Raw genomic sequence first — 23220 nt, 5'->3', positions numbered from 1 at the left:
AGGAGGAATCAGCATTGGGAAACGTAGTAGTAAAGTTAGAGAATGTTCGAAAAAGGATTGGTGGAACGGAAATTATTCGTGGTTTATCATTTGAGGTTCGTGAAGGAGAAGTATACGGATTCCTTGGGCCGAACGGTAGCGGTAAGACGACGACGATCCGTATGATGACAGGTCTTATTTCAATGACAGAGGGCGATATTACAATTTGTGGACATAGTATTCGCTCGGAGCGTGAAAAGGCACTAGAGCAAATTGGAGCGATTGTAGAAAATCCTGAACTATATGATTATATGACAGGAATGCAAAACTTAAAGCATTTTGCGAATATGGCCATTACACCAATTAGTAAAGAGCGCATTGCTGAGATTGTAAAGCTTGTTGAATTAGAGCATGCGATTCATAAAAAGGTGAAAACATATTCACTTGGTATGAAACAACGTTTAGGAATTGCACAGGCATTACTTCATCAGCCGAAAATCTTAATTTTAGATGAGCCGACAAATGGATTAGATCCAGCTGGTATTCGCCAAATTCGTGATTATTTACAACGTTTAGCGAAAGAAGAGAATATTGCTGTAATCGTATCAAGTCACTTATTGAGTGAAATTGAATTAATGTGTGATCGCGTCGTTATTATTAAACAAGGTGAGTTTGTACAAGAGTACAACTTACATGAAAAAGTGAAACATGATGAGGCAGCCGTTGTAGCGTTTGAAGTAGGTGAAGTTCAGAAAGCAAATGAAATCATTAAAGGTAAAGCAAAAGGGAATGTAATTGTAGCATCTGTAACAAAAGACAACATTCCGCAACTTGTAAAAAAACTTGTTCATGCTGATGTGCTTGTATATGGCGTTACTGTTCAAAATAAAACTTTAGAGGATGAGTTCTTAGCGATTACTGGGGGAGTGAAAGCGTAATGTTTAAATTAATTCAAAATGAATTTTTAAAGTTGCATGCGAAAAAAGGTATGTATATTTTAATTGGTGTCATTGCGGCACTCGAAATTTTAGGTACTTTAGCAATGTTGAAGTGGGGAAAAGGTGATGAGTTTAAGGGATCATATTTAGATTATGCAAACTCAGAGATTGGCTTAATTGTTTTATTTACAACGATTTTTGGGATTACACTTGCTGCCCGTACTCTTACTGATGAGTTCCAAAAAGGTACAATTAAACAATTGTTAATCCGTCCAAGAAAAAGACTTGCAGTTTTATTTTCTAAATATATTACAGTGTTATTAGCAATGTTATTTATCGTATTAGCTGGTATGCTAATTGCAATGATTATTGGCGGTATTGTAATGGATGGTAGTAAAACAGAATTAACGTTAGGAATCGTAATGAAGTCAACTTTATATCAACTACTTTCACCGTTCTTTTTTGCAACACTTGCATTTTTCCTAGCAAATGTCTTTAGAAAATCTGTATTACCATTAATTATTACGATGTTCCTATTCTTCTTACAAGGTGCAATTAATATGGTATTAATAATGTTTGCAAAAGGTGTAGCGAAGTTTGTAGTATTCAACCATTTGGATTTAAGAGCTTACGATAGTAATAAATTAATCAATGGTGGAATGGAACCAACATTTACAGAATTTACGTTTACAACTTCATTATTACTTGTAGTTGCATACTTTGTTGTGTTACTTGTAGCATCAAGTGCATTATTCCAAAAACGTGACGTATTATAATAAAAGAAATCCCCGCTTGTAAAAACGGGGATTTTTATTACATAAAATTCACTTAGATTGCAACAAGTATGCAATTTTTCGGTGGAGAAGAAAGTGGTACAATCTCAATTACTGAATTACAAGCGCAAAGTAATTTATGGATTGGTATCGGTCTTACAGTTGTTGGATTACTTTGGTTAATTCCTTATGTTTGGAAACAATGGCGTACAGTAAAAGAAGTTGGCGTGCCACGAGTACGTTTTATAAATGAGCAAAAAGTAGTGAGTTCATCCCAAGAAAATGAAGTGTATAGTCAAGTGATCGTAACCGATAGATTGATGGCCATAGAGTTACCAGATGAGGCTGTAAATAAGCTTCGGTTAAAAGAAAATGATTATGTAACAGTATCTGTAGAAGAAGATAAAATCGTTATAAAGAAAGCACATAATAGATAATTAAAAAGTAGCTCCTTAGGAGCTACTTTTTAATTTGTAATAATTTCTACACGAAAATTATTACCGTTCTTTACATATTTAATATCTGTAACAGTGCGGACCGTCTTTAAAATCTCCACTTTTTCACCAATTCGTGGGATGGTCGGAACATTGTCCCAAATACCAAGCAAGTCATCTAATTGTGCCGTTTTTTCATAAAACCAGATTTTCAATGTAAAGCCCCTTTCTCGAACTTTATGTATTTTAATACATAATATATTATTTTTATTCTTATTGTAAGGGGTTTTTTTATATTTTATGAATAAAAATAAATTAATCTTCTGGGAAGATATGTTCAATATCAGGAGTAAGAGATACTTCTGATAATACGATATGAGAAACGGTCGTTGCATATGAAGAAACATCATTGATAAATTCTTCCAGTTCAACGAGTGAAGGAACAGAAATTTTTACAATGTAGCATAAGCTTCCTGTTACTCGGTAACAAAAACTTGCAGATGGATAAGATTGAATAAACTGTTGCATACGTGTTGTATCACCATTTTTTAAAGTGATTTCTAAAATACAATCTAAAACGAGTCCTGCTTTTTTATAATCAATATCGATTGTGTATTTTTGAATAACACCTTCGCTTTCGAGCTTACGAACACGTTCTGAAGTAGATGGAGCAGATAAGTTTACTCGTTTCGCCAATTCACGCATCGAAAGGCGACTATCATTATATAATTCATTTAAAATTTTCCGATCAACACGGTCTAATTGCATTTGTAAATATACCTCCAGTAAAATGATGATTTTTGTAAAGGGAAAATATAAATTAAGATTCATATGAAATGTAAAGTGAACGTTATTTATTTTACAATAAAACAGAAGGAAATAGGAGGGGAAATGATGGAGAGAATTTCATTATCAAATGTAGGAGATACAAAGTTTCAAAAGTTATTAGGGCATAATTCGGATATATTACATTCGTGGAGTACGTTAGAAGATACACTGTACAATAAAGGAACTCTTTCAGCAGAGTTGAAGGAGCAAGTGAGAAGAACATTAGCGTATGGGAATGAATGTCCGTACTGTATGGCAAAAGGAAGACCTGATGATATGCAAAAGGCAGAGGAGATTGGTGTAGCCGTTACTTTTGCGCATACATTTGTTCATGACCGAAAAGCAATAGATGATACTATGTTTCACGTATTAAAACAATATTGGACAGAAAAAGAAATTGTAGAGCTTTGCGCCTATGTTTGCTTTATTACTGCGTCACAACAACTTGGTTTTCTATTTCAATTACAGCCAAATTAAGGGGGAAATGATGACAAATCAAATAGCACTTATCATAATCGATGTACAAAAGGCATTTCAATTACCAGATTGGGGCGAGAGAAATAATATTTTTGCTGAAGAAAACATGAGAATTTTATTAGAAGAATGGAGAAAAAGGGAACGACCAGTTTTTCATATTCAACATGTAAATAAAGAAAATGCTCAGTCAATGTTTTATGAGAGAGCGGAAACGGTAAACTTTAAAGAAGAAGTGCAACCACTACTTGGTGAAGTGGTTATTCAGAAATTCGTTAACAGCGCGTTCATTGGGACAAATTTAGAAGAGCAATTAAGAAAGAACAAATGTAATGCAGTAGTGGTTGTAGGATTAACGACAAATCATTGCGTGGAAACTACAACACGAATGGCAGGGAATTTAGGATTTACAACATATTTAGTGAGTGATGCAACGGCTACTTTTAACCGTAAAGGTTTAGATGGTAAGGAGTATAGTGCAGAAGATATTCACAATATGACACTTGTAAATTTACATGAAGAGTTTGCTACGATTGTGACGACAAAAGAAGTATTAAAATTATTTTAAGAAAATAATTGCAAATTATGTGGAAAAAAATAAGAATATTTCGTATAATCTAAGTACAATCATTTTGAAAATAGGGGTGGCATCATATGGAGCAAATTTCAGTAAAGAAATTAGAAGAGGTACTTGTTGTAGCAGGGGATGATAAACAGAAGCAAAAGGAATTTTATGAATTGCTCTTATCTACTGAGTTTTATGTTGCTGGTTCACTAGAAGCAGAGGACGGGGCAACAGAGGGAATACTTCGTTTGCGTCATTTCCAAGGAGAAGGTAGATGGATCGTTCCGTTCTTTACACAAATGGAATTTGTAAAAGATGTGTTGCCAGAAGGAACGCCCCTTATTACGATACGTGGGAAAGAGTTATTTGGTAGCATTGAGAAAGATGCTACAGCTGTATTAAATGTTGGTACTGATATAAGTAAAACATTTATTCCAGAAGAAATTGCAGATATCTCATCTGGACGAATTTTTAATTATTATAAGTAAAAGGAAAAGCGTAATCGCTTTTCCTTTTTAATTTGAATATGGAGTGGCTATACCGGAAGAAATAGAGACTGTTTTATTATTCGTGTTTATTGTCGCTGTAGCTCCAAGTGGAATACCGATGTTTGGACTTATATGTCCAATTGGTAAACCGAATAGGACCGGTATATAATATGGTACGAAATATTCATATAATATTGCTTGCAATGATTGAGATGGCTTTGAAGGAGTGCAGTCGTGACAACTTGTGAAAATAACGCCCCTGCATTCATTAAACTTTCCAGATAAAAGTAGCTGATTTAACATACGGTCAATGCGGTACGGTTCTTCACCAATGTCTTCAAGTAATAAAAGTGTATTGTCCGTATTTATCTCGTAGGGCGAGCCAATTATACTTGTTAACACAGCTAAATTTCCGCCAACTAACGTACCTGTAACTGTACTGTGAGAGCTAGATACGATACATTCTGATGCAGATAAAATGGTTGAATACGGATGGAATAGCTGATTGAAAGAGGATAAAGATAGGGAATCAATACCTTTTCCTAGTTCTTCAATCATCGGACCATGAAATGTTATAAGCTTTGCATAACGTGAAACAGCAGTATGTAAAGCTGTAATATCGCTATATCCCCAAAAGATTTTAGGGTTTTGCCGAATGATTTCATATTGAATGTGAGGGAGGAGACGAGCACTTCCGTAACCACCTCGTGCACAGAAAACGGCCTTCACTTCATTATTTGTAAATGCTTCATGTATATCGTCAAGCCGAACTTGATCACTTCCGGCTAAAAATCCATATTTCTCGTAAACGCTCTTCCCGATTATTACGGATAACCCCATCTCTTGTAATACATTCACACCTTGTAATACATTTTCGATTGTAGGTGGACCAGATGGTGCAATGATCATTACTGTATCACCTTGTTTTAATGCATTTGGATAAATCATTAAGCTCAGCCTCCTTCTCTTTCAATATATTCGCTTCATATGAAGTTCAACCCTTGCAAAAGCAGGGGAAAGCTTATCAAATAAAGAAGATATAAGGGAAATAGGAGGGAAAATGATGTTTACAAGTCGAGTAACAGATATATTAAAAATTGAGTATCCCGTTGTTCAAGCCGGTATGGCAGGCGCGATTACGACGCCAGAACTTGTTGCAGCAGTAAGTAATAGCGGAGGATTAGGGACGCTCGGAGCGGGCTATATGAGCCCAGAACAAATTCGTGAAGCGATTTATAGAATAAGAGAACTAACAGATAAGCCTTTCGGTGTTAATTTACTTGTAACGAAAGAGATAGAAATAGAAGAAGAGAAGGTAAATGAGGCGAAAGTATTACTAAGCGGAGTGAATAGAGAATTAGGTATAGAAGTAGAAGGAACGTTAAAGCTTCCAAAAAGCTATAAGGAACAATTACAAGTGCTATTAGATGAAAAAGTACCGGTCGTTAGCTTTGCATTTCAAACGTTAGAAAAAGAAGAAATAAATGATTTAAAAAGAAGTGGAATAAAAGTTATCGGAACAGCTACCCATGTGAAGGAAGCGAAAGTACTTGCTGAGCTAGGAGTAGAGATTATTATTGGGCAAGGTAGCGAAGCAGGAGGGCATAGAGGAACATTTATTGGGAAAGAACGAGATGCTATGATTGGTACTTTTGCGTTGATACCTCAGTTAGTAGGGGCTGTTCCACATATCCCAATTGTCGCAGCAGGTGGTGTAATGAACGGACAAGGGCTTGTTGCGGCATTGGTACTAGGAGCAGAAGGTGTTCAAATGGGATCGGCCTTTTTAACAAGTGAAGAGAGTATTACGCACGATGTGTATAAAGAAGCGGTTTTACATAGTACAGATACGAGCACAACTGTAACTCGTGCGTTTTCTGGGAAATATGCGCGGGGTATTCGGAATGAATTTATAGAGAGACATGAAGGAAAAGAAGAAGGGCTACCGATGTATCCAGTGCAAAACGTATTAACTTCTAAAATACGCCAAGAGGCAGCGAAGCAAAATAAGGAAGAATATATGTCACTTTGGGCAGGACAGGCAGCATCATTAGCTCGAATCGAATCAGCTCAGCATGTAGTGGAGCGAGTTATGAAAGAAGCAGAGAATGCAATCGAACAATTACAAAATATATACAAAAAGACCACTTGAGTAATTCAAGCGGTCTTTTCATTAGTTTGCTTTATAAAATTGTTGGATGGCTTCGTCGATGTAAACCCAGCCTTTCCAACCTAAGTGCATATGATCTTTTAAGAAGTATTTATCGTATTCATGATTTGAGAAGTCGGCAATTGGATAACCAGCTTTTTCAATTTGCTCATGAACTTTCTTATAGTATGCTTCGCGGCGTTCTTTTGGGAAGCCAGCGTAGTCGTACCAAGGACCTTTTACAGGAACAGAAATGAAGAGTGGTTTTGCACCAGATTGTTTTAATAAATCAAGTACAATTTGTAAATCTTCATATTCTGGCGATTGGTCGTAAGCATCATTTTTTAAGTAACCTTCACGTTGCTTTAATTTTTTCTTAATTTTGCTATTGAAGTAACCATCTTCGATACCATATTCATTAGATCCAGATTCTGCTGCACCTGTTTGATCCGCATGTTTACGAGCTTCTTCCCAGTTCATTTGTTTTAATGAAGGATCGAGCTTCTCTTTGTGCGGTTTAATATTAAACATAGCTGTAAATAAATCTTTACGATCTAAAATGTTACGGTAAATATAAGCGAAAGGTTTAGCAGCAAGTGCTTTTACTTTATACTTCGTATCATCATAAGCGATGCCTTCAAGCGAGATTTTTAATAAAGTTTCTTTTTTTACAATCTCAAAGTTTAATAAACGCTTTGCAATTTGTTTTTTCATTTCAGGTTTTAAATCATTGTTGAAAATGAAGTGGTAACCTTGTTGTTTTGAAAAGTTAGGTGCAAAGTGCGTCTCGTCAATACCTTGTGGTACAAACCATTGCGGAGAAAGAACGAATACCATTTTCTTATCTTTCAATTGATCCATTGTAGATGCGAAGTTTAACACATGTACAAGGTCTTGTGTTCCGCCGCGTCCAAGAAGGAATGGCGTAAATCCTTCAGGCTTTACTTTAAAATAATTAGATGGATGGAAAGCATCCATACGTGCGAATTCCGATGAACCGTACATCGGAAGATATTTTGGATCTGCTAACATCTTTTGCTGTAAAATCATACTTTGAATTTTTTCTTCTTTTAAAGAAGTGGCAGCTTGTTCTACTTTTTCATCACTTAAAAGTGGAAGTAGGAAGCGCGTTGGAATAAGTAAGAATACAGCAAAAAGGGCCAATGCTAAAAGCATCGGACCAAATTTTGCTTTGTTCATCGGATTTCTTCCAACTTTTTAATAACCATGTTTGGTGTAGCCCACTCGTCACGGTCAAAATCAGAAATAGAAACTTCAATATCTAAACGCTCTTGGAATTCAACTAATAAAGATACTACAGCGAAAGAATCAAGGATACCTTCTTCAAATAATTGAACATCTAAGTTTTCTTTCACAATATCGTTTTCACATACTTCTTCTAAAATATCTAATACTTGCTCTTTGAATTCTGCCATTTTTAAAATCTCCTTTATATCCGAAATATATTATATGTGCAACTTCTTAATGGAATAAGAAGGGTGCATTAAAAGTATCTGTTAAGGTGTCCAGAGAAGATTAGGAAACCGAAACATACAATGTGGAACGTAATTACAATCGCAAGGATGCGTGTGAATTTATTGTTTGGCCAAAATTTATGCTTCTTGTTTTTTCGTTCGAAAATATCGAATAAAATAAACAGTGCGGCATGATAGAGACCATAAATAATATACTGCGCAACAGCGCTTCCTTGGATATGCCAAATTCCCATAATGAAGAAGTTTAAAAATGCACCGATATACGAAATTGTGTAACGGTTCTTAATTAACTTTTTCTTCGTTGCAAAAAATACGAAACGCATGTAGATGAAGTCACGGAACCAGAATGATAAACTCATGTGCCAGCGGTTCCAGAAGTCTTTAATATTACGACTAAGGAATGGTTTATTAAAGTTTTCTGGCGTTTTAATTCCCATCATATAACTTACACCAATTACAAAAGAGCTATAACCAGCAAAATCAAAGAATAGATATAAGCTATAGCTATACATGTAAATCATATTTGAAAAGATTGTATCGTGTTGAGCGAATGCTGGATCCATACAATATTGCTTTATTAAGTAAGCAATAATAAATTTATACAAGAAACCTTGGAAAATACGATTTAGTCCTGTATATAGTAAATTTTGATATTCTTCAGCGCTAGGTGGCTTTTGAATATCTTTTTGGAATCTACGGTAACGATCGATAGGTCCTGTTGAAATCGCAGGGAAAAATAAAACGAATTCCCAGAAGTTAAAGAAAGAAAGCTCTTTAATTAAACCATCACGAACTTCAAATACCATTTGAACTGCTCTGAATGTTACGTAAGATATACCTAGAAAAACAACAAGTTTTAACTCAGGTAGTAACGATGCAAATGGTGCGATTTTTGCCAAAATAAGAGGCAAAATCGATAAAATAACAGCTATGCAAAATGTGAATGTACTATTATTTTGTTTTCTTAAAATTAAATAGCCTTTAATTAGGGCATATTGCCAAATAATAAATGCGGCTAACATCATTGCTTGCTTTGGTTTATCTGAGAAGATAATAGCAAGCATGACTAATGTTAATACTGCATTATATTTACGCAACATTTTACCTTTTAATCCAGCTATGATAGTAGGTATTAATAAAATGCCCACTATAGCGAAAAAATAAAATGATCCATATGCGGTCATGCTGTAACCTCACTCAATAATTTTTTGCGATCTACCTTTCCATTTGGTGTCATTGGAATAGAAGATTGATACATGAATTTACGTGGAATCATGTAGTTTGGTAATCGCTCATTGAGTTCTTTTTTGATTGCAGATGTTAATTTGAATTCTTTTTCAAACGAATGCTCCCCAGGAACAACAACCGCTAATAAATAATCGTATTTCTCACCTTTTTTAATTGGAACGATAACTGCACCTTCTACGTAAGAACACGCACGAAGGTGATGCTCAATTTCTTCTAATTCCATTCGATAACCATGCAACTTAATTTGGAAATCAAGACGACCATTATAGAATAGAAGACCATTTTCAACATAGCCAGCATCGCCTGTTTTATAGGCGCGCTCACCGTCAATCATAGTAAATGCTTTTTCTGTTAATTCAGGGCTTCCTAAATATCCAACGCTTACGCTTGGACCGACAATTACGATTTCACCTTTTTCACCATCAGGTGCAATCGTTCCATCTTCTTTCATAATAAGAAGGCGACAGTCTGATTTACAGTAGCCAACTGGAAGTGATTTGTATTGATCAAGCACTTCTTCTGTAACGTGAATACCTGTTACAGCGACAGTAGCTTCTGTTGGACCGTAAGTATTCATAATTGTTGCTTTTGGGAAACGCTCAATTAATTTTCTAGCCACTTCATTTGGTAACACTTCACCGCAGAATAAGAATGTTTTCATGTTCGGTAGCATACTCTCAGAGAAAGATGCTTCCATTAAACACATTTCAGCGAAAGAAGGTGTGGAAGTCCATACTTGAATATCCGATTGCTCTAAAGAAGCAAACAAGTCTTTTGGACGCGCAATCATATCTTTATCGATTGCCCAAAGTGTACCACCTGTTACTAATGATGGGTAAATATCCATTACAGATAAATCGAAAGAGAAAGGTGCTTGATTTAAGAATACTTGCCCTGTTTGTAAGTTGAAATCTTCTACAGCCCATTTTGTAAAGCTAACAAGGCAGTTATAAGTAATCTGAACCCCTTTCGGATTACCTGTGCTTCCTGATGTGTAAATAATGTAGAAGTTCTCATCACCTTTTACCGCATGTTCAGGATTTGGAGTGTTCCCTTTATGAGTAAAGAAAATATCTTTTAAGTTGTCTTCACTTACGATGCGAACTGGTAAATCAGTTACAGTTACTGCTGTTGCCGATAAAAGTAATTTCGCACCAGAATTTTCAGCAATACGTTGTACACGATCAGCTGGGATAGATAAATCTACAGGAATGTAAGCATGTCCAGCTTTTACACATCCTAAAAAGTTAACAATCATTTCAGGTTGCATATGGCCATACACCATAATTGGTGAACGATCGTCTGGATACTCAGAAGAAATCCAATGTGCTAACGCATCAGAATCTTCCTTTAATTGTTTGTACGTAATTTTCGCATCTCGCCAAACAAAAGCGGTTTGATCAGGCGTTTCTGCAGCCCACTTTTCAATTTGTTCTAATAACTTCATAACGTTCCCACCCTAGAATTCATTGTAAATAAATGTACTTGTGTTTGTATCATGGAATCCATACAACCAAAGTAATGCAAATAAAATTGCAAGATAATAAACCGTCTTTGCAACCCATTGTGTGAGTGGTCGAGACCATATCTCTTTTAATCTTTCCATGTCTTTCCCTCTCTTAATGAAATAATAGCTCTTTGTAGGTATCATGTCCTACATTATTGTGAAAAAAACAAAATCCCACATTTTAGGTAAAAATAAGTCAAAAGGCTCTTTTTTGATATTAGCACTAAATACTAAAAAAGAAAATCCCTAACTTAGCAATTATATTACATTCAGTATGAATTTGTAATGGGTTTGACATGTAAATAGAAAGTGGATTGTGTGAATACATAAAAGTGGACTATAAGAATACGTAAAAATACAGTATTTGTTTTTATTAATCATTCAAGACGGAGTAAACTTTTAAATTTCTAGTTCTTTTGAAAAGGAGGAAATTATCATGAATAGAGTGTGGAAGAATCTAATTTCGGAAGAAAATATCGTGAAATGGAGAAGGCACTTCCATAAGTATCCGGAATTATCATTTCATGAAAAAGAAACTTCGCAATTTATATATGATACATTATGCTCATTTTCTTCTTTTGAAGTAACGAGACCGACGAAGTATAGTGTACTAGCAATTAAAAGAGGTGTGAAGCAAGGGAAAGTAATTGCGATTCGAGCTGATATAGATGCTTTGCCAATTCAAGAGGAGACAAGTAAATCTTATACATCTGTGAATAAAGGAATGATGCATGCATGTGGGCACGATGCTCACGCAGCTATTTTATTAAGCACAGCAGAGGTGCTATCAAATATAAAGGAAGATTTTGCAGGTGAGATTCGTCTATTCTTTCAGCACGCAGAAGAGGTGTATCCCGGTGGGGGACAAGAAATGGTTGAGGCAGGTGTAATGGACGGTGTTGATTATGTAATAGGTTTACATGTTATGTCTGGATTGGAAAGCGGAAAGGTAGGAATTGCGTATGGGCCGATGATGGCGGCACCAGACGTATTTACAGTTGAAATTCAAGGCAAAGGAGGACATGCGGCGCGGCCAGAAGAAACGATAGACCCTATTGCTATCGGAGCACAGATTATTACAAATTTACAACATATCGTATCAAGAAATACGAGTGCTTTTATGCAAAGGGTTATTTCAGTTACACAATTTCATGGGGGAACGGCTGACAATATTATTCCTAGTACAGCAACTTTAATGGGAACCGTTCGTTCATTTAATCAAGCATTGAGGGTGGAAGCAGAAGGGAAAATCGAGAAAATTGTGAAAGGAATTACAGAAGCACATGGAGGATCGTATACATATACGTATCGATATGGATATGATCCGGTTATTAATGATGAATATATTACGAAAATAGTAGAAGAAAGTGCACTACATTTGTTTGGGAATGAGCGTGTTGTGAAGCTTGAACCTTCTATGGGTGGGGAAGATTTTTCAGCATATTTAAGAAAAGCACCCGGTTGTTTCATTAAATTAGGAACAGGTAATGAAAATATATATACTTGTTATCCACATCATCATCCGAAATTTGATGTGGATGAATCAGCATTAATTTGTGGAGTGGAGCTATTTTTAGAGACGACTATAAGATTACTAAAATCATAGAAAAACAAAAAAAGGCAACTGCACTCTATTGCAGTTGCTTTTATTTCTTTCCGTCAGAGAGGGCTGAGAAAGAACTATGCTCATTCATAGTATATGAATAGCTAACGGACAAGCTTGTACATTTTAATCATTTTTTTAAAAATAGTTGTTGACATTGATAATCAATGTCAATTAATCTAAAAGTAGTTGAAATTGATAATTATTATCAATAGGATGGATGCGACATGTTAATGAGAAAAAATTTTCACCTTCTGCGGAGGGGATTAAAAGATAAAAATAAAGATAAAGATGTTGATCAGCATATGGAATGGCAAAGAAATGTAATTCGGTCTGAATATGTAGATGAGAAGAAGAGCATTCAAACAGAAAAAGAGATACAAAGTAAAGGGAGAGGTTCAGTTGAGTAAGTTAGTAATGATTTTTGCAAGTATGAGTGGAAATACCGAGGAAATGGCTGACCACATTGCCGGCGTAATTCGTGAAACAGAAAATGAAATTGAAGTTATTGATATTATGGATTCACCAGAAGCTTCTATATTAGAACAGTATGATGGAATTATTTTAGGTGCATACACTTGGGGAGATGGTGATCTTCCTGATGATTTCTTAGATTTTTATGATGCAATGGATTCTATTGATTTAACTGGGAAAAAAGCGGCAGTATTCGGATCATGTGATTCGGCTTATCCGAAATACGGAGTGGCAGTTGACATTTTAATAGAAAAGCTACAAGAGCGCGGGGCAGCAGTTGTGTTAGAAGGACTAAAAGTAGAATTAACGCCAGAAGATGAAGATGTAGAAAAATGTTTACAGTTTGGAGCTGAATTTGTAAAACACCTTTCTTAATGGCAGAAGGGAGATGAAGAGCAAGTGCATGAGAAAATCTCAATCAAAACGATGACAGATTATCATTTGTATGATTTTATGCGTTGTCCGCATAAATTTTATTTTCGTCATATAAAAAGAAGAGAACCTTCTTCATTTGAATGGCAACAAATAGCACAAATGATTGTCAATCAAATTATTAACGAGTATTACACGCTACCTGCGGGTCAACAAACGAAAATTGTACTTTTAATATTAATAGAAAAGTATTGGAAAAAAGTAAGGATTAATATGTTTGCTTCGAAGACGGAGTACTATATTGTATTAGCTAAGCTAACGGATCACTTATTACAGTTTGTTGAAAAGGATGATAGTCAGACACCACCATTGTTTTTATACGAGAAGTTTCAAACATATATGGAAGAGTTAGGTGTCCACATGTCATTGACATTTGAAGTTGGTGAGTGGAGTGCTGGGGCGTTTGTAATTAAAAAGTATGTCGTCGATGCGGATGAGGAAATGCTTGCTCTTTGTCAGAAGCTAATGACAGTATTCAGTTATAAAGCTTTCGGCGTTCTTCCAGGAAAGATTGAAGTTATTAATTTAATAGAAGGAACTAAGTATGAGTACATTCCAAAACAGGAAGATATTATAACTGGAATGGCTGATTTATCTAGAATGAAAGAAATGTTGCAACAACCTGAGCATTATACAGAGCGTCATTTTCGTTCTGAGTGTATAAGTTGTGCATTTCGTAGTGAATGCCAAGGGGAAGAAGTAAAGAAAGAAGCGGAGCAGAAGAAAAATATCGTACATTAAAGGATGCAACTTTGCATCCTTTTTTGTTGTTGACATGAAAAGCTTTTCATCATTTACCGTATATTTGTAGCAGATTTTAATAAAGGGAGGAATAATCAATGAAAGATGAAACGAAAGTATTTCAGTGGTTAAAAGAACAGAATGCTCCTTTTGAAATTCAACTGCAAATTTTACAAGCATTTCAACTGTATAAAGTCATTGTTGAAATGGATAAAAAGTTAATGTTGTATGAGGAGAGAGTATATAGGGAGAGAATGTAATCTCATCCCTGTAATATCGTTTTTAGCTGTTCTGTGCCTGTAATGAATTCGAGTTTATTCTCTGACTCAAAGTTATAAATAATATTATGTAGTAAAGGACTGTATTGATAGAAGATAGTAATGCGATGAATGAGTAATGGATCATGATGAGAAATAAGTGTACTGTACTGTTCATATACAGATGTAGTAAACTCATGTCCGAAATCATAATATAGTCCTGCAAAATCAAAAGCAGGATCGCCAATTTGCGCATCACCAAAATCGATAACACCTGAAATACTTTTGTTATGCTTGTTAAATAAAATGTGATGATGAGTAAAATCAGCGTGAATGATTGTGTTTTGAAAAGTGGATGTAGCTAAACATGCAAAGAAATTTTCAAATAAGCGATTTAAGGCTAGTTTCTGTAATGAAGTAAGGCTAGTAGTGAGATATTGGTTTAATTTTGTTTGTAGCTCTTTCCAGTAGGTACATGTTTTTTCAATAGGGAAACATAGCGTTGTAACTTGGTGTAAAGGAATGCTATGTAGTACCGCAAGGAAAGTAGCTAATTGTGTAATAATTGCTTTCAGCTCTGGATCCTCCAGCGTGGCAACTGTGTCTGTTTTTAATGGTTCACCATGAATGAGAGTATAGTAACTACAAAGAGGAACCTCATCAGATTCATTTTTATAAATTAGGTGATATTGTGGAACTTCGATTTCTTGTAGTGATTGAGTGAGAATTGCGCATAGTTCTTTTTCTAACGGAATTCGCATCGCATATTCCTGTTTTCGCGGGAAACGAAACAATAGCTCATCATTTACTATAACTGCTACATTATCCCATCCTTCTTCATTTTGTTTATATGAATGTATAGAAAGATTAGGCAAAGCTTCTTTTATATAATGTTTGTAAGAGTCCATAATTGTTCCTCGTTTCTAAGTTAAGTTATTCCACTTTGTGATATCAGAATTTTCTTTCTATATGTTAAAATATAGCTATCATTATTAAGAAGGGCGGGAGTATTACGAAAAAAAGACTGTTAATCAGTTCTCTATGTATCGCTTTTATATTGTTATGGTCATATAAAGAGGAGGTTTTTGCTACCTTTAAACCGATTGATCAGTACGAGTTAAATAAGGAGTTAAAGAACAAAAGTATAGAAAATTTAACTCATAATGAAATGAAAAAGGTAGGAGAGCATTTTGTGACCGAGCAACTATCAGTGTTTGGGTCTACTAATAAAGAAGATGTGAAACGAAAAGGTGAAGAACTATTTTTAAATAGAGGGTATGAACAATTAATGGGAAATTATTATCCAAATCGTTTTCGAGATTTAGAGTATAAATTTACAAACGAGGAGATACGTGAAGAGACCGATGAGAGTTTTCTTTATCAAGCTGTAGCGTACGTTGCGGGTACTGAAAATGGTAAGAGAAGCGAAATGAAATTGAATTATGAAGTGAAAATTGTAAAGGTTAATAATATATTTATGGTGCTAGAACAAAAGCAGCGCGTACAATAAAGGAAATTCATTGCTCAATAGAACATTTTGGGGTGTGTACTACTTAATGCGGAATAAAAAGGCCCTCAAGGAATAAAGGGCCTTTAAAGATTTTCATTTTGTTGACCAAGTTCTTTTTGAGCAATATATAAATTTCCTTGCTCGACTTGTTTAAGGGTATGAACAGAATCCCCTGCATATCCTTTTTGTGTTTTAACAGTTCTTTTTGAACGATTGGAATCTTGTTTCTTCATATAATAGGCCACCTTTCATCAAAAATAAACGAAAATGATAAGTATGAGTAATACAGCAGCGAAAATGGTAATGCCCATTAAAAACGAAGTGTTTTTATATTTAGGTGGCTTATGTACATCTTGCCGATATCCAGGTGAAATTTCAGGGGCAAATTCTTCATCGAATGATTGCTTTTTTTCTTTGTCGTCCATATGTACCCACCTTTCTTGTTCATTATATTATACGTTACAAGAAAAAATATGCATAAAGAAAACAGCCGCTTTATTATTAGCGGCTGTTTTGTGTTGTATATTTTCGTTGTACTTGAAAGAGACGGATAAGTAGGAAGGCAGCGCCAAATGCTAGACCGATAATAAGACCGATCCAATAGCCTTTTGCGGCCCATTCTGTATACGTTGCTAATATATAACCTAGTGGTAGACCTATTATCCAATAAGCAATTAAAGTCATAATTAGAGCGACATTTACATCTTTATAACCACGCAGAGCTCCTTGTACAGGGGTTGCAATTGCATCTGAAATTTGAAATAAAATCGCAAAGATAAGAAATTCTTTTGCTAAATGATGAACTTTTGCATCTGTCGTATAAATAGAAGCAATTTGATCATCAAAGAAGTAGAGAAGAATCGAATATAATAAAGCAAAGGCAAGGGCTAATCCAATTCCAATCAGTCCGTATTGTTTTGCATTATCGAAACGTTTTGCACCAACTTCGAATCCGACCGCAATAGTCATTGCCATTGCTAAACTTAGCGGAGTCATATATAACAAGGAAGCAAAGTTCATAGCTGCTTGGTGAGCTGCAATAGTTGTCGTACTAAAATTACTCATCATAAGCGTTACCGCAGCGAAAATACTCGTTTCAAAAAAGATAGCAAATCCGATAGGGACGCCAAGCTTTAAGAATGCTGTCCAACTCGAAAGAGAAGGGCGGTATAATTGTTTGAAAATGTTGAAAGAGGCAAAAGGCTCTTTCGTCTGAATAATAATGACTGTAATAATTAAAATGCACCAATATGTTGCAGTGGAAGCAATTGCCGCTCCAACACCACCAAGCTTTGGGAAACCGAAGTTACCAAAGATTAATAAGTAATTTAATATTACGTTAATTGGTAATGATAGTAATGTAATAATCATCGTTGTTCGAGTTTTTCCTAATGCATCAATAAATCCACGTAAAACCGTGTAAGTGAATAAAGGTATAATTCCTATTGCGATAATACTTAAAAATTGAGCTGCAATACGTTCCACAGGTTCTTCTAAGCGCATGCCGTTTAAAATAGGTGAAACGACGAAGAAACCGATGAGGATAACAACGAAGCTAGCACAAATTGCTAAATAAACTGCTTGTATGACAACGTGAGGAACGTCCTCTTTTTTCTTGGACCCAACGAGCTGGGCAACAATGGGAGTCGTGGCCATTAAAATCCCTGTTAACCCAGTACTAACTGGAATCCATATACTTGTTCCAATTGCGACACCTGCTAAATCAGTTGGGCTTGCATGTCCTGACATTGTTGTATCAAAAAAACTCATCGCAAATAATGACATTTGCGTTACGAAAATCGGAAAAAATAGTAATACAAATTGTTTTAACTTTTGTGAGAATGAAGTAGTTTCTTTCATAAAATCCCCTTTCCGTATAAAAAAACAAACTCTTACTATCATACAATTTAATCAAAGATTAGAAAAGAAATACGCGCCTACAACATATGAAACCAATAAAAAAAGGATGCACTTTGAAAAGGGATAAGGTATTATGATAAGGTGTGAAAAAATTACATATTATTTGTTATTAAGGAGGCACTACTTGTGGCTGATTGGTTAATTGGTTTAATCATGGGTGCTGTTGAAGGGTTAACAGAGTTTCTACCAGTATCATCAACAGGACATATGATTTTAACAGGACATTTAATTGGATTTGACGATGAGAGAGCGAAAGTTTTTGAAGTTGTTATCCAATTGGGATCGATTTTAGCAGTTGTTGTTATATTTTGGAAGCGTCTATGGTCGTTAGTTGGAATAGGTAAAGTAACAGACGGACCATCGTTAAATTTATTACATATTATTATCGGGATGATTCCTGCCGGGGTACTTGGCGTATTATTCCATAGCACTATTAAAGAGGTTTTATTTGGTCCAGGACCAGTTGTTATTAGCTTAGTAGCCGGTGGTATTTTAATGATTGTTGCTGAGAAGTTTTCAAAACCAAGTACAGCAAGAACGTTAGATGAAATCACATATAAACAGGCATTTACAATTGGAATGTTCCAATGTTTAGCTCTTTGGCCAGGATTTTCTCGTTCTGGTTCTACAATAAGTGGTGGTTTATTAGCTCGCGTGTCGCATACAGCGGCAGCTGAATATACGTTCATTTTAGCGGTACCGATGATGGTAGCTGCAAGTGGCTTAGATTTAATTAAAAGCTGGGATGTATTAAGCTCAGCAGATATAACGCTATTTGTAACAGGATTTGTAACTGCATTCGTTGTTGCGATGCTTGCAATTGTTTCATTCTTGAAATTATTATCTCGTGTAAAACTAACACCGTTCGCTTATTATCGTTTCATTTTAGCTGCGGTATTCTATTTCTTCATTATGTAAAATAAAAACCTGCCGAGCTCGGCAGGTTTTTATTTTACTAATTTTTCTATCATGTTTTCCATTACATGTTCCCAAAGAGAAGTATCATCAGCTAATGTAGCACGGAAATTAGCATACATTTCTTTTTGTTTTTCTTCGAATGTTGGATCTTCTTTTTCAGGTAATGTAGCGCGCATTGAAGTTACTAATTCTTGTACTTTTGGAGCGCGTGGTCCAAAGACGGCTTGTTCATTTCCATCTTTATCAATGAAAATAAAGATTGGAATCGCACGTGCTGTTCCATTTGTTAAATATTGATCCATTAATTCTAAGTTTTCATCGCGAATTAATAAACTCATATCAATATTTGCAACTTCAGAAATTCGTTTCATAACAGGTACACATAAAAGAGCATCGCCACACCAATCAGCAGTTAATACGATAACACGCCAGCCATCATTTTGACGTTCTTCTAATACAGGAAGTAATTCATTTGGAATTAAAAAGTTATTGTAAATGTGTAGTAGCTCGTATTGGTTTACTTTCATTTCATTCACATATGTATCAAAGGACATACCTTTATCAGCCCATTGTTGTAAGTTCATAATTAACACCTCTTTAGTAAGATTTGCTTTCATTGTACCAATTTTTATATAGAAAAGCTTGTATTCTTACTCTTTCTTGTCACTTAATAATTTATTTAATAGAAAAAAGAATAGTACGACACATAATTCAGTTAAGTTGGACATTTGTACGCTTTCTATCCAATCATCAGCAGTATGAATGACGAACCAATCTAGTGTAATTTCAATGAATGAGAAAAGAGTGAGAGAAATCCAATTTGGCATGTTTTGAGTCAATGGATATAGCAACGCTTTGAAGAAACTGAAAATAAATAATGTAATACCATCTAAGAAAGTGATTAATAAAAAAAAGAGAAGTAAAGCAGTACGTGAACTATACGCTATACCTGTAATTTGAAAGATTCCTACATATACAAAAAATATAAATGTAAAAACTATAATGAGAAAAAGAGCAATAATACTAATGATAATTGTTTTATCTATTAGGCTGAGATTTGAGAACCTATCCTCCTCATGCATTAAAATACCCCTTTTTCTGGAAGTTGACTTCATTTTATCATGAACTACATATTAAAAAACTACGAATTATGGGAAAATAAGGTGACAAAAAGTAAGATTTCATGTAAAATTATTAATAAGGTTTTTATTTAACTAAATGAAATAAAAGGAGCTGTCAATGTTGTCTCAAAATCGAGAGCAATTAATGGAAGAACTATCGACAAATGTGTTTGCTATGTTTCGCACGTTGCGTAATGATATCGGAAAAATATTCGGTGGTTACATACCGTGGAATGAATTCATCGTCCTAAGAATATTAAATCGTACGAATAAAGAAATGGTATCGCGTGTAGCAAATGAATTAAATGTGTCGAATAGTCATATTACAGCTGTTACAGAAAAATTAATTAATAAAGGTTTTGTAACTCGTTCACGTTCTACATCAGATCGCCGAGTTGTGTATTTAGAGATTACAGAACAAGGGAAAGATTTAGTTGCGAAAATGGAAGATGCAAAAAAACAATATTTACAAGAAAGATTCTCTGCACTTTCAGAAGATGAAATGAATGTAATGATTTCAATTTCCAAAAAACTTATTTAAGTGATTATAAACAAGAAAACGCTTACGTGATAAAATAGAAGGTCTTCCTTATAGATGGGAGATCTTCTTTCGTGTGTAATAGATGTTAATAAATAAAATGTGTATGAAAAAACATAGAGCGCCATACTACTAATACAAGGAAGGAGGGAGAAATATGACGAATCGTAACGGTAGTAAAGGGAGCGGTAATCAAGGATCACCAAAGTCCGGCCAGTTTAATCAGGAATTTAGCACTGAATTTGAAACTGGTAATGATAATAAAGGGAAAGAATATCGTTCTAAAAAAGGGAGTAAATCAAAAAAGGAGTGAATTAATTCACTCCTTTTTTGATTTACGATGCTGCCGATTGATCCGTATTATATTTTTCTTCTGATTTTGCGACAATCATTGCGCAAATTGCATCCCCAGAAATGTTTACGGCTGTTCTAGACATATCTAGAATACGGTCAATACCGATAATTAAAGCGATACCTTCTACTGGTAGATTTACTTGATTTAAAACCATTGTAAGCATTACAAGTCCAACACCAGGTACACCAGCAGTACCGATACTAGCTAGTACAGCAGTTAATACGACCATAGCTAATTGCGGTAATGTAAGTTCAACTCCGTATACTTGAGCGATAAATACAGTGGCTACTCCTTGCATAATGGCAGTACCATCCATATTAATAGTTGCCCCTAGTGGTTGTACAAATGAGCTTATCGCTTTTGGAACGCCAAGCTTATCTTGTGCTGTTTTCATTGCAAATGGAAGCGATGCATTAGAGCTAGATGTACTAAATCCAATTGCCATTACTGGCCCGAAATGTTTAAAGAAACGAACAATACTTTCTTTTGCTAATATCTTTAATAAGCCACCATATACAAAGACCCCGTGAATAATGAGTACTAACATAACGACAATCATATACTTGAACATCGCAGCGACGCCTGCAAGCCCCATTTTACCAACGGATGAAGCGAGCAAACCGAATGTTCCAATTGGGGCTAATTTCATAACGAGATTAACAAGATACATCATTAATTCGTTGCCCTGTTCAAGTAATGAATGGATACCTTGAACTCGTTTTCCTAAAATAGCTATACCGAGTCCAATCAATACGGCAAAGGCAATGATTTGTAACATGTTTCCGTCAGCCATCGCTTTTGCTGGGTTATCTGGTACGATATTTAGCAATGTGTCAACGAAAGATGTTTCAGTTTTTGCACCTTCATACGTAAGACCTTCTGTTTTAAAATTACCGCCAGCTCCTGGTTTTATAATAAGTGCAAATGTAACCGCTATAGAGATGGCAACCGCAGTTGTTACGAGAAAGAATGAAATTGATTTTAAACCGATTCTTCCAAGTTGTTTCGGATCTCCAAGGCCGGCAGCACCAAGTACGATAGAAATGAACACAACAGGAACAACTAGCATTTTAATAAGTCGAATAAACAATTGACCAATTGGGTTGAACACATATTGATTTAGTGGCTCAAAGATAGATGGAGCAGTTAAATTTAGAGTGAGTCCAACAACTAGACCTAGAAATAATGCGATTAAGATTGCTTTTGTTTGTTTCAATAAAATCCCCCCTTTTGTTTTTGTGAAATTTTTTTCTAAAGTAATTATACCGAAAAAATCCCTAATTTAACAATATTTTCTGAATCTTTTGGTTTTTAGGTGTAGATAGACTGATTTTGTGTTTGGAAAATAAAATAGACCATCACATAGGATGGTCTAGGGAAGGGGACAATTTATGTCAATTTAATTAGGGATGGAAGTTGCTTTAAGACACTGGGGAATGTCTTATAAATTAGGGAGGAACAACTTCAATACATATACTATAAAAGGTAGGTGTGACTCTCATGTGAACATAGGGTGAAAGAGAGAGGGAGTTTTAAATAAAAGATAGAAAGACAAAAAATAAGACCATCACATAAGATGGTCAAGGAAGGGGACAATTTATGTCAATTTAATTAGGGATGGAAGCTGTTCAAAGACACTGGGGAATGTCTTATAAATTAGGGAGGAACAACTTCGATACATATACTATAAAAGGTAGATGTGACCTCTGTGTGAACATAGAGTGAAAGAGAGAGGGAGTTTTAAATAAAAGATAGAAAGACAAAAAAATAAGACCATCATTTATAAGATGGTCAAGGAAGGGGACAATTTATGTCAATTTAATTAGGGATGGAAGTTGCTTTAAGACACTGGGGAATGTCTTATAAATTAGGGAGGAACAACTTCGATACATATACTATAAAAGATAGATGTGACCTCTGTGTGAATATAGAGTGAAAGAGAGAGGGAGTTTTAAATAAAATGAAAATTTAATGAGTGTTTTTTGTTCATCCCCTGTTGATTATTAGCCTTAACCAATCGGGCGTTTATTGCCCACAAATAGCGGAATAAAAGATAAAGCAAACAAAAAATAAGACCATCATTTATAAGATGGTCAATGGAAGGGGACAATTTATGTCAATTTAATTAGGGATGGAAGCTATTCAAAGACACTGGGGAATGTCTTATAAATTAGGGAGGAACAGCTTCGATACATATACTATAAAAGGTGGATGTGACCTCTATGTGAACATAGAGTGAAAGATATGGGGATTTGAAAGATAGTACATATGAAATTGTTATTGCTAGCAATATAGAATTAGGATATAGAGTTTTCCAGCATAAAACGAAAAGGAATCTGAATATAAATAAAAGTTGTAATCTATGAAAAAAAAGATTATGCTCAACTATATTATGAGAATATAAGGTTTGTCCCAATTATTTAAGGGCTTTTAAAAAGCTTTTTATTGTATGAGGGGAAGCTTCACTTTAAT

Annotated in this window: 30 protein-coding genes and 1 pseudogene; 16 read left to right on the top strand and 15 right to left on the bottom strand. The window is 34.9% G+C overall.

Features of this window, described 5'->3' with window-relative positions; genetic code table 11:
• The first annotated feature begins 14 nt into the window (after positions 1 to 14).
• The 3 genes and pseudogenes from ACK1U5_RS11725 to ACK1U5_RS11715 all read left to right on the top strand — a co-directional run.
• A complete protein-coding gene (locus ACK1U5_RS11725) occupies positions 15 to 917 on the top strand; it encodes an ABC transporter ATP-binding protein (protein WP_000528818.1) in 903 nt (300 codons plus the stop codon).
• Complete coding sequence (locus tag ACK1U5_RS11720; protein ID WP_000475428.1) at positions 917 to 1693, top strand: ABC transporter permease; 777 nt, start codon at positions 917 to 919, stop codon at positions 1691 to 1693. The genes ACK1U5_RS11725 and ACK1U5_RS11720 overlap by 1 nt, the downstream gene beginning before the upstream one ends.
• A 56-nt stretch (positions 1694 to 1749) precedes the next feature.
• Positions 1750 to 2127 (top strand): annotated as a pseudogene (locus ACK1U5_RS11715) (AbrB/MazE/SpoVT family DNA-binding domain-containing protein); the annotation flags it as partial.
• Between the two features lie 29 nt (positions 2128 to 2156).
• Here the strand turns inward: ACK1U5_RS11715 and ACK1U5_RS11710 are convergent.
• Entirely contained in the window at positions 2157 to 2339 is a 183-nt protein-coding gene (locus ACK1U5_RS11710; RefSeq protein WP_000707107.1) for a DUF3913 family protein, read from the bottom strand.
• Between the two features lie 100 nt (positions 2340 to 2439).
• Positions 2440 to 2892 carry an Lrp/AsnC family transcriptional regulator gene (locus tag ACK1U5_RS11705; protein WP_001175505.1) on the bottom strand — a complete coding sequence of 151 codons (453 nt, stop codon included), beginning with the start codon at positions 2890 to 2892 and terminating at the stop codon, positions 2440 to 2442.
• A 126-nt stretch (positions 2893 to 3018) separates the two neighbouring features.
• Here ACK1U5_RS11705 and ACK1U5_RS11700 point away from each other — a divergent pair, with 126 nt between their 5' ends.
• From ACK1U5_RS11700 to ACK1U5_RS11690, 3 genes are all read left to right on the top strand, one after another.
• Positions 3019 to 3429, top strand: a complete 411-nt coding sequence (locus tag ACK1U5_RS11700) for a carboxymuconolactone decarboxylase family protein (RefSeq protein ID WP_000439753.1) — start codon at positions 3019 to 3021, stop codon at positions 3427 to 3429.
• A 10-nt stretch (positions 3430 to 3439) separates the two neighbouring features.
• Complete coding sequence (locus ACK1U5_RS11695; RefSeq protein WP_000184430.1) at positions 3440 to 3994, top strand: cysteine hydrolase family protein; 555 nt, start codon at positions 3440 to 3442, stop codon at positions 3992 to 3994.
• An 86-nt stretch (positions 3995 to 4080) separates the two neighbouring features.
• Positions 4081 to 4479 (top strand): SseB family protein, encoded by a 399-nt coding sequence (locus ACK1U5_RS11690; RefSeq protein ID WP_000435266.1) that lies wholly within the window; start codon positions 4081 to 4083, stop codon positions 4477 to 4479.
• Between the two features lie 27 nt (positions 4480 to 4506).
• Here ACK1U5_RS11690 and ACK1U5_RS11685 read toward each other — a convergent pair whose 3' ends face one another.
• Positions 4507 to 5427, bottom strand: a complete 921-nt coding sequence (locus ACK1U5_RS11685; protein WP_069604780.1) for a S66 peptidase family protein — start codon at positions 5425 to 5427, stop codon at positions 4507 to 4509.
• A gap of 115 nt (positions 5428 to 5542) precedes the next feature.
• Between ACK1U5_RS11685 and ACK1U5_RS11680 the strand changes: the two genes are divergently transcribed.
• Complete coding sequence (locus tag ACK1U5_RS11680) at positions 5543 to 6631, top strand: NAD(P)H-dependent flavin oxidoreductase (RefSeq protein ID WP_069604781.1); 1089 nt, start codon at positions 5543 to 5545, stop codon at positions 6629 to 6631.
• A gap of 21 nt (positions 6632 to 6652) precedes the next feature.
• Here the strand turns inward: ACK1U5_RS11680 and dltD are convergent, their stop codons facing one another.
• The 5 genes from dltD to ACK1U5_RS11655 all read right to left on the bottom strand — a co-directional run bounded on the left by dltD (position 6653) and on the right by ACK1U5_RS11655 (position 10978).
• Positions 6653 to 7828: a D-alanyl-lipoteichoic acid biosynthesis protein DltD gene (dltD, locus tag ACK1U5_RS11675; RefSeq protein WP_001030268.1), complete on the bottom strand. Its 1176-nt coding sequence runs from the start codon at positions 7826 to 7828 to the stop codon at positions 6653 to 6655.
• Positions 7825 to 8064, bottom strand: coding sequence for a D-alanine--poly(phosphoribitol) ligase subunit DltC (dltC, locus tag ACK1U5_RS11670; RefSeq protein WP_000807310.1), 240 nt, complete (start codon positions 8062 to 8064; stop codon positions 7825 to 7827). Before dltC ends, dltD begins: the two co-directional genes overlap by 4 nt.
• Positions 8065 to 8132: 68 nt before the next feature.
• Positions 8133 to 9308, bottom strand: a complete 1176-nt coding sequence (dltB, locus tag ACK1U5_RS11665) for a D-alanyl-lipoteichoic acid biosynthesis protein DltB (RefSeq protein ID WP_000127953.1) — start codon at positions 9306 to 9308, stop codon at positions 8133 to 8135.
• Positions 9305 to 10819, bottom strand: a complete 1515-nt coding sequence (gene dltA, locus ACK1U5_RS11660) for a D-alanine--poly(phosphoribitol) ligase subunit DltA (RefSeq protein ID WP_069604782.1) — start codon at positions 10817 to 10819, stop codon at positions 9305 to 9307. The genes dltB and dltA overlap by 4 nt, the downstream gene beginning before the upstream one ends.
• Before the next feature lie 12 nt (positions 10820 to 10831).
• On the bottom strand, positions 10832 to 10978 hold the full coding sequence (locus ACK1U5_RS11655) for a teichoic acid D-Ala incorporation-associated protein DltX (RefSeq protein ID WP_000440293.1): 147 nt from the start codon (positions 10976 to 10978) through the stop codon (positions 10832 to 10834).
• Positions 10979 to 11315: 337 nt separating this feature from the next.
• Between ACK1U5_RS11655 and amaA the strand changes: the two genes are divergently transcribed.
• The 5 genes from amaA (at position 11316) to ACK1U5_RS11630 (ending at position 14389) form a co-directional block, all read left to right on the top strand.
• The gene (amaA, locus tag ACK1U5_RS11650) at positions 11316 to 12485 is read left to right on the top strand and encodes an N-acyl-aliphatic-L-amino acid amidohydrolase (protein ID WP_001082785.1); all 1170 of its coding nucleotides are present in this window, start codon (positions 11316 to 11318) and stop codon (positions 12483 to 12485) included.
• A gap of 224 nt (positions 12486 to 12709) precedes the next feature.
• On the top strand, positions 12710 to 12892 hold the full coding sequence (locus tag ACK1U5_RS11645) for a hypothetical protein (RefSeq protein ID WP_000929021.1): 183 nt from the start codon (positions 12710 to 12712) through the stop codon (positions 12890 to 12892).
• On the top strand, positions 12885 to 13331 hold the full coding sequence (locus ACK1U5_RS11640; protein WP_000041153.1) for a flavodoxin: 447 nt from the start codon (positions 12885 to 12887) through the stop codon (positions 13329 to 13331). Before ACK1U5_RS11645 ends, ACK1U5_RS11640 begins: the two co-directional genes overlap by 8 nt.
• Before the next feature lie 24 nt (positions 13332 to 13355).
• Complete coding sequence (locus ACK1U5_RS11635) at positions 13356 to 14129, top strand: hypothetical protein (protein WP_069604783.1); 774 nt, start codon at positions 13356 to 13358, stop codon at positions 14127 to 14129.
• A 98-nt stretch (positions 14130 to 14227) separates the two neighbouring features.
• Positions 14228 to 14389: a hypothetical protein gene (locus ACK1U5_RS11630; RefSeq protein WP_000651084.1), complete on the top strand. Its 162-nt coding sequence runs from the start codon at positions 14228 to 14230 to the stop codon at positions 14387 to 14389.
• Positions 14390 to 14391: 2 nt separating this feature from the next.
• Here the strand turns inward: ACK1U5_RS11630 and ACK1U5_RS11625 are convergent, their stop codons facing one another.
• Complete coding sequence (locus ACK1U5_RS11625; RefSeq protein WP_000378981.1) at positions 14392 to 15294, bottom strand: aminoglycoside phosphotransferase family protein; 903 nt, start codon at positions 15292 to 15294, stop codon at positions 14392 to 14394.
• An 83-nt stretch (positions 15295 to 15377) separates the two neighbouring features.
• On the opposite strand from ACK1U5_RS11625, the gene ACK1U5_RS11620 reads away from it, so the two are divergent.
• Complete coding sequence (locus tag ACK1U5_RS11620; RefSeq protein ID WP_000715262.1) at positions 15378 to 15896, top strand: hypothetical protein; 519 nt, start codon at positions 15378 to 15380, stop codon at positions 15894 to 15896.
• An 83-nt stretch (positions 15897 to 15979) separates the two neighbouring features.
• Here ACK1U5_RS11620 and ACK1U5_RS11615 read toward each other — a convergent pair whose 3' ends face one another.
• From ACK1U5_RS11615 to ACK1U5_RS11605, 3 genes are all read right to left on the bottom strand, one after another.
• Positions 15980 to 16129: a hypothetical protein gene (locus ACK1U5_RS11615; protein ID WP_000743742.1), complete on the bottom strand. Its 150-nt coding sequence runs from the start codon at positions 16127 to 16129 to the stop codon at positions 15980 to 15982.
• An 18-nt stretch (positions 16130 to 16147) separates the two neighbouring features.
• Complete coding sequence (locus tag ACK1U5_RS11610) at positions 16148 to 16321, bottom strand: hypothetical protein (RefSeq protein ID WP_000341062.1); 174 nt, start codon at positions 16319 to 16321, stop codon at positions 16148 to 16150.
• Between the two features lie 76 nt (positions 16322 to 16397).
• The gene (locus ACK1U5_RS11605; RefSeq protein WP_000665550.1) at positions 16398 to 17756 is read right to left on the bottom strand and encodes an MATE family efflux transporter; all 1359 of its coding nucleotides are present in this window, start codon (positions 17754 to 17756) and stop codon (positions 16398 to 16400) included.
• A 186-nt stretch (positions 17757 to 17942) separates the two neighbouring features.
• Between ACK1U5_RS11605 and uppP the strand changes: the two genes are divergently transcribed.
• Entirely contained in the window at positions 17943 to 18734 is a 792-nt protein-coding gene (gene uppP / locus ACK1U5_RS11600) for a bacitracin resistance undecaprenyl-diphosphatase (RefSeq protein WP_000796256.1), read from the top strand.
• A gap of 29 nt (positions 18735 to 18763) precedes the next feature.
• On the opposite strand, the gene ACK1U5_RS11595 is transcribed toward uppP, so the two are convergent.
• Both ACK1U5_RS11595 and ACK1U5_RS11590 read right to left on the bottom strand, forming a co-directional pair.
• The gene (locus ACK1U5_RS11595) at positions 18764 to 19351 is read right to left on the bottom strand and encodes a thioredoxin family protein (RefSeq protein ID WP_113710732.1); all 588 of its coding nucleotides are present in this window, start codon (positions 19349 to 19351) and stop codon (positions 18764 to 18766) included.
• Positions 19352 to 19384: 33 nt separating this feature from the next.
• Complete coding sequence (locus ACK1U5_RS11590; RefSeq protein ID WP_069604785.1) at positions 19385 to 19816, bottom strand: regulatory YrvL family protein; 432 nt, start codon at positions 19814 to 19816, stop codon at positions 19385 to 19387.
• Between the two features lie 160 nt (positions 19817 to 19976).
• On the opposite strand from ACK1U5_RS11590, the gene ACK1U5_RS11585 reads away from it, so the two are divergent.
• Together ACK1U5_RS11585 and ACK1U5_RS11580 are read left to right on the top strand one after the other, a co-directional pair.
• Positions 19977 to 20396, top strand: a complete 420-nt coding sequence (locus ACK1U5_RS11585; RefSeq protein ID WP_000081432.1) for a MarR family winged helix-turn-helix transcriptional regulator — start codon at positions 19977 to 19979, stop codon at positions 20394 to 20396.
• Between the two features lie 154 nt (positions 20397 to 20550).
• Positions 20551 to 20706 (top strand): hypothetical protein, encoded by a 156-nt coding sequence (locus tag ACK1U5_RS11580; protein ID WP_000184928.1) that lies wholly within the window; start codon positions 20551 to 20553, stop codon positions 20704 to 20706.
• A 22-nt stretch (positions 20707 to 20728) separates the two neighbouring features.
• Here the strand turns inward: ACK1U5_RS11580 and ACK1U5_RS11575 are convergent, their stop codons facing one another.
• Complete coding sequence (locus ACK1U5_RS11575; protein WP_113710731.1) at positions 20729 to 21964, bottom strand: dicarboxylate/amino acid:cation symporter; 1236 nt, start codon at positions 21962 to 21964, stop codon at positions 20729 to 20731.
• Between the last annotated feature and the right edge of the window lie 1256 nt (positions 21965 to 23220).

The sequence above is a fragment of the Bacillus sp. XB1 genome, from assembly GCF_053557995.1.
Note: the sequence above shows the minus strand (reverse complement) of the source record. Positions and strands in the feature narration are given on the sequence as shown.